Origin of the sequence: Vibrio sp. SCSIO 43155 (assembly GCF_023716605.1) — a bacterium.
Lineage (GTDB): Bacteria > Pseudomonadota > Gammaproteobacteria > Enterobacterales > Vibrionaceae > Vibrio > Vibrio harveyi.
In genome coordinates, this window is record NZ_CP071853.1 from 238,514 (window position 1) to 251,550 (window position 13,037).

The window sequence follows — 13,037 nt, forward strand, 5'->3', positions numbered from 1 at the left end:
CGACTGAATATCGGGAATAAGAAAAGCCCTGCGTTTGCAGGGCTTTGTTTTTTCTATCTAAATACACATGCACTTTGTATCTAGGCTTGTATCTAGATAATAAGCTTAGTTTTTCAGCGAGCCGCCCGCAGTGCGAATCACATCTTGATACCAGAAGAAGCTCTTCTTACGTTTACGTTCTAACGTACCTTGACCATCGTTGTGGCGATCAACGTAGATGTAACCGTAACGTTTGCTCATTTCAGCGGTTGAGTTCGCGACCAAATCGATGGGTCCCCAACTGGTGAAGCCCATCAGCTCAACGCCATCCAAAATTGCTTCATGTGCTTGTACAAGATGGTCGTTCAAGTAAGCGATGCGGTAATCATCTTGAATCTCACCGTTTTCATCGATTTCATCACGCGCACCTAGGCCGTTTTCTACGACGAACAGTGGCTTTTGGTAGCGGTCGTGAAGGAAGTTCAGCAGAACACGCAGGCCTTTTGGATCGATCAGCCAGCCCCATTGGCTCTTTTCAAGGTATGGGTTTGGTACGCTATCGACGATGTTACCCACTTCTTTCTGTTTCGGATCCGCACTTGCACAGCCGCTTGCGTAGTAGCTGAATGAGATGAAATCGACACTCGCAGACGCAATTTCTTCTAAGTCGCCTGCTTCCATCTGAATTTCAATGCCGTTTTCGCGGAAGTAACGCTTCATGTAGCCAGGGTACTGACCACGTGTTTGTACATCACCGAAGAACAACCACTTGTTGTTTTCATGCATGGCAGCAAGCACGTCATCAGGGTTACAGGTGTATGGGTAGTTGATTGCGCCAAGCAGCATGTTACCAATCTTGCCGTTTGGTACGATGTGCTGACACAGTTTTACCGCTTTTGCGTTTGCGACTAGTTGGTGGTGAATCGCTTGATAAATCTCTTGTTCACTGGCGTCTTCTTGTAAACCAACACCAGTAAATGGTGCGTGCAGTGACATGTTGATTTCGTTGAACGTTAACCACAGTTTTACTTTGTCTTTGTAGCGTTCCAGCACGGTGCGGGCATAACGTTCGAAGAAATCGATGACGCGACGATCGCCCCAACCACCGTAGTTCTCGACCAGTGCGTAAGGCATTTCGTAGTGAGATAAGGTCACGAAAGGTTGGATGTCGTGCTCGGCAAGTTCGTCAAAAATTTTATCGTAGAACGCCAAACCTTCTTCGTTCGGTTCTAGCTCGTCACCGTTAGGGAAGATGCGGCTCCATGCCAAAGATAGGCGCAGACAGTTAAAGCCCATCTCTTTGAATAGCGCAATGTCTTCTGGGTAGCGATTGTAGAAGTCGATCGCCACGTCTTTGATACCCGGCGTACGTTCTTCACGGGTTTGATGCGGACTCAAAATACCGTTTGGCAGCATGTCTGATGTCGATAACCCTTTACCCCCAAGGTTGTACGACCCTTCTACTTGGTTTGCAGCAATGGCACCGCCCCAAAGAAAATGTTCAGGAAACTTAATCATGTTTCTCACTCTTTATCGTTCGGAAGTTATTCGTTCTATTTGCTTGAGAATAGTGTAGGTCAAGGAGGGATTCTTGTATCGAGATCGTGTTTTTCTCAAACGACGGGGATGCCTAGTTCTAACGGTGGTTTTGTAATCGATACAAAATCACGCTGACTTGAACAATAAAGTGAAAATCAGCCCATTTTGTTCATTTTTATTCACAATAATTTGCCCGTTCATATCGCGCATATTATTGGCGGTGATCGCTAATCCCAGCCCTAATCCCTTACCAATTTTCTTTGAAGTTTGGAATGGTTCGAACATGGATTCAAGCATTTTATCCGAGACGCCGCAGCCATTATCACTTACCGTGAGCTCTACTTGATTGTCGGTTGGGGTGACGATCAAACTCAGCTGTGGATTGGCGGTTTGGTCCATTGCATCCAATGCATTCGACACAAGGTTGCCAAGGACCTGCAGAAGCCGTTGTTCTTCACCCATGATGTTAGGTAAGTCATGAGGAACGCGCACACGTACGTCCACGTTCTCTAATTGGGATTGGTACACCCGCAAAGTATCTTCGAGTGCAGAGGTGAGAGAAATTGCCTGTAAGCTTTCTGGTTTGTTGTAGGCGAACGTCTTTAGCTGACTGGTCATGCTTGCCATGCGATCAATCAGCTTCTGTACCAAAACATTGTTGGCTTTCATCATCTCCGTTTCGCCACGTTCTGCCAACAGTTCGTTTGTGGTGAGCAGGGTACGCAAGCCTGTCAGTGGCTGATTGAGCTCATGAGTGATTGCGCTCGACATGCGACCCAAAGCGGCCATTTTGCTCGATTCAATCAACTGGCTTTGCGCTTCTTTTAGCGCTTGAGTACGCTCTTCTACCCGTTGCGCCAGCTCTTGGTTGACCTGTTGCAGCGATTGCTCGGCTTTTTTCCGCTTACTGATGTCGATGATCGTTGCAAGGAAGTACTGCTCGCCATGCCAAGGGAAACTGGTCAGTGAGAACAAGACAGGGAAGACGCTTCCGTCACTGCGTCTGGCAATGGTTTCGACCGTGCTGATCTCTGCGAGTTCTTTATGCTTAGGCAAGTCCTTTAGTAACTTAAGTGTGGTGGAATTGGGGTTGCCTGCATCGAATAACTCCCAAGCAAATGCGTGTCGATTGACGCTTTCCGGTAAACAGAACAAACGCTTCGCCATTGGGTTGAGATCGAACAGTTGCCCTTGTTCATCAATCAATAGCAAACCTACGTGGGTCTTATTGATCATTTGTTTTAAGCGGCGTTGGGATTCTTCCAACAGAGCTTGAATTCGCTGTTGGTTGATGTGTTTCTGGCGACGCTGTAGACCAATGATGATGAGTAATACAACCAACAAGATCAGCACCGCCACGCTCCAACCAATTACATTGATGGCTTGTTGAATCGGTTTGGAAGGAGTGAGGTAACTTACGTACCAATTCAAATCATCCAATTTAACGGTGTGCGTAAAATAACGTTGTTGGTTGAGCGTCCACACACTGATATTTGTGTTGTCGTATAAGCGTTGAGTTTCTAACTGAACGGTATTGCTCGGTTCGTTAAACCAGTCAGCGCTATAAAGCGAGCTACTCGATAGGAAAAAGCGTTGCTGGCGATTTTGCAACGTAATGATGTCTTGGCTAGTAATGGTCTGTTCGGTCAATAAGCTCAGGTTGATTTGCACCACCACAATGCCTGCGATATCTAGACCGTCGTAGATAGGGGCTGCAAGATAATACAATGGGCTCGAACCTTTGGTTTTGTTCACCAAGGAAACACCACCACCTTGATTGTGGATTTGTTCCACAATGGCTTTTCGGTCAGACAGGCTAAAGCGCTCTTCTATCAAACTCGACACCAATACTTCACCAGAGTTAGACAGAATTAACCACCCTTCTGTATTGGCAGCTTTATCGAGTTGAGTCAGTTGGGTTTGCAACGGTTCGTAATAAGTTCGGTTTCCTTTCACAAACGCGATGGTTTCTGGATTGTTGGTAACAAGGTAAGGCAGATGGTAGAAGCGTTTAAGTGCACGGCGAACTTCACCAATATAGTCGAGCAGTTTTTGTTGAGCTTCGGTTTGAGTTTGCACACTTAACCATTGACGGGCGACCTCTCTACTGGCGCTATAGCAAGACAACATCAGCACTGCCGCAATTGCGACCACAAGCCATGTTTTGCCATTCCTTTTGCGCTGCATACTGACTCCATTCAGCTAGTGCGTTCTCACCGAGAGTCATTAAAGAGTGCGCCTAACTGGTTGGATGTTAAAGACTTGTAATCAAGAAGTGAGATCTAGCTCCTTTTCTCCTCAGTGGTTTTTGCTACCGTTAACAAAGAGCGATTTCTTTCCCACCCCATAAAGCAGGCAGTAACTGATGGCTTTTGACGACATCCCTAAAATTGCACTTATCGAAGACGATGACATTGTTCGTCAGGCTACCAGTCAGTGGTTGCAACTCGCGGGGTTCGACGTGACCGCGTTTAGTTTGGGGGAGGAGGGCAAAGCCGCCATTCTTAGCCAAGAATTTGATGCGATTGTCAGTGATGTTCGCCTGCCGGACACCGACGGCTTGTCGATACTAGAAAGCCTGATTGCCAATCACATTCCAACGCCGGTTATCTTGATCACCGGACATGGTGATGTCGATATGGCAGTAGGCGCATTACAAAACGGTGCGTTCGATTTTATCGAGAAACCTTTTCAACCTGAGCGCTTATCCCAACGAGTGACCGAAGCGGTAGAGAGCTATCGCGCACAAACGTCTACTCAAGATCGCCAAGAGTATCTATCTAGCGTTAGCGGCTTAGAAGAAGTGCTGATTGGGCGAAGCCGAGTGATGCAACAGCTTAGAGAACAAGTTGCCAAGTTAGCACGCATTGATACTAACGTGATTATTTACGGTGAAACAGGTTGTGGTAAAGAGCTGGTAGCGACCAGTTTGCACAATGAAAGCCAACGCAGCCCCCATCATTTTGTGCCAATCAACTGTGGTGCTATTCCTGAGAACCTGTTTGAAAGTGAGCTGTTTGGGCACGAAGCAGGGGCATTTACCGGGGCAGGTAAAAAGCGCATTGGTAAATTGGAATACGCGGATAAAGGCACCTTATTCTTTGATGAAATCGAGAGTATGCCACTGTCTATGCAGGTGAAAGTCTTACGTTCATTACAGGAACATACGGTTGAGCGCGTTGGGGGTAATCAGCAGATCTCGGTTGATTTGAGAGTGATCGCCGCTGCGAAAGAAGATCTCAATGATCATGACGAGTTTCGTCAGGATTTGTACTACCGCCTCAATGTGGCGCAGATCTATTTGCCACCACTACGTGAGCGAGAAGAAGACGCGTTGATCTTGTTCGAACACTTTACTCTGAAAAGTAATCAAGGGAGTCGTCCGCTGAGTGAAGCCGATAGAAAAGCCATTCTTGCTTACGCTTGGCCCGGTAACGTGCGTGAGCTGAGGAATGTCGCGATGCGTTTTGCACTGGATGAAACCGTCTCCGTGATGGAAATTCTCTCCAGTCGACCATCTTCTACAACCGAAGAGACACAAGCAGGCGTTCCATTGGCGATTCAGCTACACAACTTTGAACGTAAAGTGCTGCATGACTCGCTAGTTCGACATCAAGGACGAATTACGGATGTGATGGTCGAGCTAGATTTACCGCGCCGAACCCTCAACCAAAAGATGCAGAAGTTTGGTTTAAATCGCTCTGACTATACATAGAAAAAACGGCTTCTGAGGAAGCCGTTTTTTGTTGAAGTACTTATTTGTTAAGGTACTTGCCAATCTAGGCTTGGTTTGCCAACTCGGTGTGTTGTTGGTTTGCCTTGCGGGTAAAGACGACCCCCACAATCACCATGACAATCGTCGGAACAATCCAGCTTGCAAAGTAGTGGTACAGCGGCATGTTGCTGTCTAACCATTGGTTTGCGGCTTCTGGCATGTAACCTAGGATGTGCAGCGCATCAACACAGCCAAACGTTAGAGCAGTGAACGCCGTCGCGACGACCATGATTTGCGACATCTTGTTGCGCACTGGTGCCATGATCATCAATGCAATCGCTACTGGGTGAAGCGCCACAACCGCTGGCAATGTGATAGCCAATAGTTGCTCCAGACCTACGTTGGCGATCAAACCTGCCAACACCATAGTCGTGATAACGCAGCCTTTGTAGTTCACTTTGCTGAAAGTGTTGTCGTAAAACTCACTGCCTGCTGTGGTTACGCCGATAGCAGTAGTCAAACACGCCAATACCATCACGGCACCAAGTAATAGTGAACCAAATGCGCCGAAGTGGCTGAAGGTGAATGCCGTTAAGATGTCGCCACCGTTACTGAATTCAGAACCTAAGTATGAGCTTGTTGATCCAATGTAAGCCAATGAGATGTAAACAAATGCCATGGCAACGGCGTACATCAAAGCTGCAATTAGCGTGTATTTTGCGGTGGCTTTCGGACAATCCACACCCATGCTGCGAATCGCTCGGAAGATGATCCAACCAAAACCGATAGAACCTAGCGCGTCCATGGTCATGTAGCCTTGGGTTAAGCCTTCAGCAAATGCGCCAGATACATATGGTCCCGTTGCAGTAGTAAGCTCGCCGGCTGGATAAACCAGAGCGGTTACAGACATGATCACTAAAATAGCCATCAATGCCGGGGTTAAGATCTTGCCTAGGTTGTCGACTAATTTGCCCGGGTATAGCGCAAACAAAATGGTGATAACACAGAAAGCAATTGTGAAAGGTACCAAAGCGGCATCACCAAACATTGGTGCAAAGCTAAATTGGTAAGCCACGGTAATCGCACGTGGTATTACGAATGCAGGACCAATCACGATAAATACCATTACCCAAAAACTGGTCGCCAAAGGTTTAGGTAGGGCGGCGGTTAATTTGTCTGAACCGTTTACGATAGCGACCATCACCAGTGCCATTGCAGGCAGACCTACGCCCGTTAAGAGGAAGCCAGACATCCCGCTCAGAAAGTTTTCACCTGCTTGGTAACCCAAAAATGGAGGGAAGATCAGGTTACCCGCGCCTAAGTACATGGCGAAAGTCATGAAGCCCAAAGCGGCGATATTGCGTGCGCTTAACATTGTTATTCCTCTTATGTTTCGCTTGGAAGAAACTGAAAGGAATGGGAGGAGTATGTGGTGTTCCCGTCAGCTTCTTCTCAAGCTGACAGAAAGTTTAGATATAGCCTGTCAGCTCTGAATCAGTTCCAGAGAGAGCAGGAGGATCGCAGCAGCAACGCCAGATGGGCGTTTTAAAGCGGATTGTGATTGCGCAGTTGCTGACATGAGTGATCCTTAGTGACAAAAAAGCACCAAGGAATACGTTTGCCTTGGTGTGTAGTTACCCTAACGAACATGAGGCTATTGGCACAACCCCGAAGTAGAAAATAAGTTGATACGGTCAATGTTTGTTTCTGAACTGGTGGATCAAACTGGTTTTTAAATTCAAAATTAGAATAAATGACTTTTCATTTCATTAACATGGCTTGTTTTGCTGTATTTTTGTGCTATTTGTAGTCGTTTAGGCTATAAGCCTCCGCTGGTAAAGTGAGCAGTTTAGAATGATGCGCTTTTTATTCTTATTGTTAAGACGCTCATTAGTTGTAGTCCAATCCAAAATCACGTCGGCAAAATATTGCTTATCAGCCAATCGTGCATTTATTTTGTCTTGATCACATTTTGTTAACCTTTTGCGATCTAGGCGTGTAACCTTCTTCTCTTCAATGAGCAAGATCTTGCTCATTACTTTGCTATCAAATCAGCATGATTTTGCTCATTTTTGATGTCTTTCAGCACTTAGTTCAATAAATACAAAGGGTTAAAAGTTGGCATTTCAATTGCTCTAGGGAATGTGTTGTTAATAAAGATTTAACATGATGTAAATCCCCAATCGTGAAACGACTACACGGAGAGTAATAATGAAAATGAATAAGCTGGTAAAAGCTTTGGCTGTCGCTGTGACTTCTTTTGGTATTGCTGCTAACGCTGCGGCAGAAGATCGTAGCTACATTCTTGCAACGGCATCGACAGGTGGTACTTACTACCCTGTGGGCGTAGCGTTGGCGACGTTAAGCAAAGTGAAATTGGCACCAAAGCACCACTTCTCCCTTTCTGCAATCAGCTCTGCGGGCTCTGGTGAAAACGTCAAACTGCTGAACGAAAACGAAGCACAGTTCGCGATTCTACAAGGTCTTTATGGTGCGTGGGCTTGGTCTGGAGAAGGTCCTTATGAGAAGAGCGGTCGCCAAGAGCAGCTGCGTTCGGTCTCTATGCTGTGGCAAAACGTTGAGCACTTTATTGTTCGCTCTGATCTAGCAAAAACTGGCACTGTGACTGACCTGAACAACCTAGATGGCAAGAAATTCTCTATCGGTAAGAAGAATTCTGGTACTGAGAACTCTGGTCGCCAAATCATGAAAGGTCTGAAGGTCGACCCTGATAAATTCAATCTTGCTTACATGGGTTACGGCGGCAGTGCGAGCGCACTTCAAAACGGTACCATTGACGGCATGAACACGCCTGCAGGTGTACCTGTTGGTGCGGTTACTCAAGCTTTTGCTGCGTTGGGTAAAGACATTTCGATTCTTTCGTTTACTGACGAGCAAATCAAAGAGGCGAACGGTAACTACAACCTATGGACGAAGTACGAGATCCCAGCGAACACTTATCCGGGTTTAGATAAGTCGATCACCACCATTGCACAGCCAAACTTCTTGGCAGTTCGTGAAGATATCTCGGAAGAAGACGTTTACCAGCTAACCAAAGCGATCTACGAGAACCTGCCTTTCCTGCAAGGTATCCATAAAGCAACAAAAGCAATGGCGATTGAGAAAGCGATCGCTGGCTTGCCAGTGCCTCTTCACCCAGGCGCAGCGCGTTACTACAAAGAAATGGGCATCGAAATCCCATCAGATCTAATGGCGAAATAACGCCAACTTCGCCCCGAGTTTCGGCTCGGGGCATTTTATCCCTACCGATTTCTAAGATGGAAAAAGCCGCCAGAGCTTGGAGTATGAGATGAGCGACTCAATAGAAAAGGAATTGCAGAAGTTTGAGCTGCCCACGCGCACTGATTTTCCGTGGGTAACCACCACAATCACAGTGTTTGGCGTGGTGTTGTCTGTTTTGCACATTTGGTTTAATACCTTATCGACGTTACCAGAGTTATGGATTTCCGCGACCCACTTTGCTGGCTTTGCGGTGATTTGTGCGCTTTGGTATCCGGCTCATATCTCTCTCAAGCAGAGTAAGATTGCACTCGGTATCGATGTGTTGATTGCCATGGGCGCGGTCGCGTGTTTGCTCTACATTCCCTATGCCGAAGATGCGCTATATGAACGCGGTGTGAAGTTTGTGACCAGCGATTGGGTCTTCGCCATCATGGCAATCCTGATTGTTATTGAGCTGATTCGACGCACCATGGGTTGGTTTATTCCAGTGCTGATTGTGGTGTGTTTAAGCTACGTTGTGCTTTGGGGTAAGTGGGCGACAGGTATTTTCCACTTCCCGGGTTTGAGCATGGAAACCTTGCTCTACCGCAGCTTTTATTCTTCTGAGGGCATGTTTGGCTCTATTTCGCGCATCAGTTGGACTTTCGTATTCATGTTCATTCTGTTTGGTGCGTTTCTTGTGCGCTCTGGTGTTGGTGATTACATCATCAATGTGGCACGTGCTGCGGCTGGCAAAATCATTGGTGGTCCCGGTTTTATTGCGGTGATTGGCTCCGGTTTGATGGGCTCAGTATCTGGCTCTAGTGTGGCAAATACGGTTTCAACCGGTGTTATCAGTATTCCTTTAATGCAAAAAGCGGGTTTCCCTTCGCGCTTTGCGGCGGGTGTTGAAGCTGCAGCGTCAACAGGTGGTCAGTTGATGCCACCAGTGATGGGGGCGGGTGCTTTCATCATGGCGTCTTACACGCAAATTCCTTATGTCGATATCATCGCGGTTTCTTTCATTCCTGCTCTTATCTATTTCTTGTCTGTTGCGTTCTTTGTGCGTATCGAAGCCAAACGCAGCGGCGTTCAAAAAATCACGACCAGCGATGAATCTCTATTAAAAGTGTTGATCAGCGGTTGGCACAACCTTATCCCGCTGGCGGTATTGGTTACTTTGTTGGTTCAAGGTTTTACACCGACTTACGCTGCGGGCTTGTCGATCATCTCAGTGGTGGTGGCGTCTTGGTTCTCGAAAGATCACAAGATGGGACCAAAAGCGATCATCGAAGCACTTTCACAAGGCGCGAAAAACATGGCGACAACTGCCGTATTGCTGGTGGGTATTGGTCTGGTGATCAATGTGATCAGCACAACGGGTATCGGCAACACCTTCTCATTGATGATCGACGGTTGGGCGAATGGCGACTTGTTCATCATGATCGTTTTGATTGCGCTCGCTTCTCTTGTTTTGGGTATGGGTTTACCTGTAACAGCGGCGTATATTGTATTGGGCACACTGTCTGCCCCTGCGCTTTACAAGTTGATTGCAGAAAACCAATTGCTTGAATTGATGGTATCGGGTCAATTGCCTGAACAAGCAAAAGCCATCTTCATGTTGGCGGCGCCAGAAAAGTTGGAACTGCTTAACGCACCAATGGCGTTGGAAACCGCAAAAGAAATGGTGGCGCTAGTGCCTGCGGACTTTATGGAAACCCTACTAGAGCAAAGTTTGGGTATGGAAGCGGTAGGCTTGGCATTGTTGGCTGCTCACCTCATCATCTTCTGGTTATCGCAAGACAGTAACGTCACGCCTCCAGTGTGTTTGACCGCATTCGCTGCGGCAACTATCGCGAAAACACCCCCAATGCGTACCGGTTTGATGGCGTGGAAAATCGCCAAAGGTTTGTATCTTGTACCGCTGTTGATTGCTTACACAGGCTTAGTAAGTTGGGATGTGACGTCAGTGATTACTGTAGGCTTCTTTGCCATCATCGGTACCTATGCATTGATTGGTGCGATTGAAGGCTACTTGGAAGGTCCTCTAAACATTCTGACGCGTCTCTTGTTGGTAGTGGTGGGTACATTGCTGGTTTGGCACGACATCCCAATGTTGGTTCGTGTGGCAAGCTGCGCGGTATTTGTCGCGGTGTTCATTTACAGTGGTCGCAAGTTCAAATTGCAACAATCTCAACTATCGGTTTTATAAGAGGTCGTATGAAATCAGTCTATGACTACATCATTGTTGGTGGCGGTATCGTTGGTGTGTCGACGGCATGGCAACTGCAGCAACGTCACCCAGACAAATCCATTTTATTGGTTGAGAAAGAGTCCGGTTTTGCCAAGCACCAAACCGGACACAACAGCGGCGTGATTCATGCTGGGGTGTACTACGCTCCGGGCAGCCTAAAAGCCGATTTTTGTAAGCGTGGGGTAGAGCGAACCATTTCGTTCTGTGCTCAGCACGACATTCCGGTGGAGAACTGTGGCAAGTTACTGGTTGCGACCAATGAGCAAGAAGTCGAACGCATGAATGCCCTCTATGAGCGCTGCCATGTCAACGGCATCGACGTAAAGCTACTCGATGAAGTTCAACTCAAGCTGGCTGAGCCAAACATCACGGGATTGGGCGCGATTTATGTCAAAACCACCAGTATTGTCGATTATCGTTTGGTCACGGAGCAGATGGCGGAAGAGTTCAAAAAGCTCGGCGGTCAAATCAGTCTGAGAACTAAAGTGGTGGCTGCCGAAGAGAAGGACGAAGAAGTCCAACTGACCTGCACTTCAGACGGTCAAACGATGCAGCTCAATGCCAAATTCTTGGTCACTTGCAGCGGCTTGATGGCGGATCGCATGACTAAGATGATGTCTATTCCGACCGATTTCCAAATCATTCCTTATCGTGGTGAATACTACCGCTTAGATAGCAAACACGACCAGGTGGTGAATCATCTTATTTATCCAATTCCAGACCCTGACTTGCCTTTCTTGGGTGTCCACCTAACTCGCATGATTGATGGCAGTGTGACTGTTGGTCCAAATGCGGTGCAAGGCTGGAAGCGAGAAGGGTACGATAAGGTCAACTTTAGCTTGCAAGATACCATGCAAATGCTCAGATTCTCCGGTTTCTGGAAGGTGACACAAAAGCATCTAAAAACCGGACTGGATGAGTTTAAGAACTCGTGGTGGAAGCCGGGCTATCTCAAACTGGTCAATAAGTACTGCCCAAGCATCAAGGTAGAAGATCTCAAACCATATCCTGCGGGTATTCGCGCGCAAGCGGTGTTATCCGATGGCACTTTAGTTCATGACTTCTTGTTTGCCGAGAGCGCAAGAAGCCTACACGTTTGCAACGCACCCTCTCCTGCAGCGACATCTGCAATGCCCATTGGGGAATATATTTGCGATAAAGTGAATGAGAAGATAGAGGCGAAAACCGAGACGGTTTAACAGTAGAAAGCCAAACCAAAAGTACACCAGAGATGACTCTATTTGTTGGGTGATTATTGTCGGGTGTGCCGGAAGTTTGGCTTTTACTTTGGTGATTGGATAATTTCCTTCTTATGATATTTGGGTTTATTAGGAGAGGGATGGATGAAATTAGGTTTAGCCAATCACAAAGTCGACGTCGTTAAACATGACCCTGCATGGCGACAGGAGTTTGTTGATATCGTACGCTATTCTTCGAGTGTGGATTGTATCGCAAGATAACGTAATTTATATGTATAAAGCGATTTAAAGGTGACGTATGGCATCGTTTAACTTACATTTTTAAGATGTTTTCTAGCTCTTTCTATTTAAATTTGTATTTATTGGAGGAGTTATGATTACGAAGCAACATCTTAGGAAAGTTTGGAAGGATGAAGCGAGAGTTTCAGATGAATATTTACTAGTTATAAGCGAAGAACTTTCATCAAAGCTAGTTGAGTGTAAGTTAGATAGCGAATTACGAATATCGCACTTCATTGCTCAATTGGTAAAAGAGGTAGGTCCTTATATCACGCTTGAAGAGAATTTCAATTATTCAGTTCAGGGGTTAAAAAATACATTCAAAACCTATCGTAAAAATCCAGAGCTAGCAGAAAAACATGGAAGAAACGCCGCAATCAATCAAAAAGCCAATCAACAAGCAATAGCAAACAATGCGTATGCTATGAGAATAGGGAATGGAAGTGAAAGCACTGGTGATGGCTGGAAGTACCGCGGTAGAGGAATGATACAGCTTACAGGTAAGGGGAATTATGCTGCAGTAGAGGGAGTACATGCCAACATCTGGGATGAAGATGTGAGTTTTGTTTCCTCCCCAAACCTTGTGGCTAAACCAAAATATGCAGTAAGGACTGCGATGATTTTTTGGTTAAATAACAAGTTATATTTGAAAGCTGATAAAGGAGCCTCTCGTACTGTCACGGATAGTATTACAGCGGTAGTTAATAAAAATACAGATTCATATGGAAGACGACATGAGATTTTTGAAAGGCTGTATAAAAAAGGTACATTCAAAGATATTTTTAGGTAGTTTTTTTTTGACGATGTTGTTGGCACCTACTCCATCTTTAAGTTTTCAAATCTTGAGTTT

General features: G+C 46.3%; 8 protein-coding genes. 5 read left to right on the top strand and 3 right to left on the bottom strand.

The genetic code is table 11. From position 1 onward, the window contains the following. Positions 1-105 precede the first annotated feature (105 nt). Both J4N44_RS18130 and J4N44_RS18135 read right to left on the bottom strand, forming a co-directional pair. Positions 106-1,497 carry a glycoside hydrolase family 1 protein gene (locus J4N44_RS18130; protein WP_045387171.1) on the bottom strand — a complete coding sequence of 464 codons (1,392 nt, stop codon included), beginning with the start codon at positions 1,495-1,497 and terminating at the stop codon, positions 106-108. Between the two features lie 147 nt (positions 1,498-1,644). Then, a complete protein-coding gene (locus J4N44_RS18135) occupies positions 1,645-3,705 on the bottom strand; it encodes a sensor histidine kinase (protein WP_252045554.1) in 2,061 nt (686 codons plus the stop codon). Positions 3,706-3,883: 178 nt separating this feature from the next. On the opposite strand from J4N44_RS18135, the gene J4N44_RS18140 reads away from it, so the two are divergent. Beyond that, positions 3,884-5,233, top strand: coding sequence for a sigma-54-dependent transcriptional regulator (locus J4N44_RS18140; protein WP_252045555.1), 1,350 nt, complete (start codon positions 3,884-3,886; stop codon positions 5,231-5,233). Positions 5,234-5,297: 64 nt separating this feature from the next. Here J4N44_RS18140 and brnQ read toward each other — a convergent pair whose 3' ends face one another. Next, complete coding sequence (brnQ, locus tag J4N44_RS18145) at positions 5,298-6,608, bottom strand: branched-chain amino acid transport system II carrier protein (protein WP_005453319.1); 1,311 nt, start codon at positions 6,606-6,608, stop codon at positions 5,298-5,300. 836 nt (positions 6,609-7,444) lie between these two features. On the opposite strand from brnQ, the gene J4N44_RS18150 reads away from it, so the two are divergent. From J4N44_RS18150 to J4N44_RS18165, 4 genes are all read left to right on the top strand, one after another. Continuing rightward, positions 7,445-8,455: a TAXI family TRAP transporter solute-binding subunit gene (locus J4N44_RS18150; protein WP_252045556.1), complete on the top strand. Its 1,011-nt coding sequence runs from the start codon at positions 7,445-7,447 to the stop codon at positions 8,453-8,455. Positions 8,456-8,543: 88 nt separating this feature from the next. Further along, positions 8,544-10,667, top strand: coding sequence for a TRAP transporter permease (locus J4N44_RS18155; RefSeq protein ID WP_252045557.1), 2,124 nt, complete (start codon positions 8,544-8,546; stop codon positions 10,665-10,667). Positions 10,668-10,675: 8 nt separating this feature from the next. Continuing rightward, positions 10,676-11,908: an L-2-hydroxyglutarate dehydrogenase gene (gene lhgD, locus J4N44_RS18160; protein WP_252045558.1), complete on the top strand. Its 1,233-nt coding sequence runs from the start codon at positions 10,676-10,678 to the stop codon at positions 11,906-11,908. A gap of 373 nt (positions 11,909-12,281) precedes the next feature. Further along, the gene (locus tag J4N44_RS18165) at positions 12,282-12,977 is read left to right on the top strand and encodes a glycoside hydrolase family 19 protein (protein WP_252045559.1); all 696 of its coding nucleotides are present in this window, start codon (positions 12,282-12,284) and stop codon (positions 12,975-12,977) included. Positions 12,978-13,037 lie beyond the last annotated feature (60 nt).

Bases quoted from the DNA above. Each gene is read 5' to 3' on its own strand.
- J4N44_RS18130 (WP_045387171.1), bottom strand. From the start codon at position 1,497: ATGATTAAGTTTCCTGAACATTTTCTTTGGGGCGGTGCCATTGCTGCA.
- J4N44_RS18135 (WP_252045554.1), bottom strand. From the start codon at position 3,705: ATGCAGCGCAAAAGGAATGGCAAAACATGGCTTGTGGTCGCAATTGCG.
- J4N44_RS18140 (WP_252045555.1), top strand. From the start codon at position 3,884: ATGGCTTTTGACGACATCCCTAAAATTGCACTTATCGAAGACGATGAC.
- brnQ (WP_005453319.1), bottom strand. From the start codon at position 6,608: ATGTTAAGCGCACGCAATATCGCCGCTTTGGGCTTCATGACTTTCGCC.
- J4N44_RS18150 (WP_252045556.1), top strand. From the start codon at position 7,445: ATGAAAATGAATAAGCTGGTAAAAGCTTTGGCTGTCGCTGTGACTTCT.
- J4N44_RS18155 (WP_252045557.1), top strand. From the start codon at position 8,544: ATGAGCGACTCAATAGAAAAGGAATTGCAGAAGTTTGAGCTGCCCACG.
- lhgD (WP_252045558.1), top strand. From the start codon at position 10,676: ATGAAATCAGTCTATGACTACATCATTGTTGGTGGCGGTATCGTTGGT.
- J4N44_RS18165 (WP_252045559.1), top strand. From the start codon at position 12,282: ATGATTACGAAGCAACATCTTAGGAAAGTTTGGAAGGATGAAGCGAGA.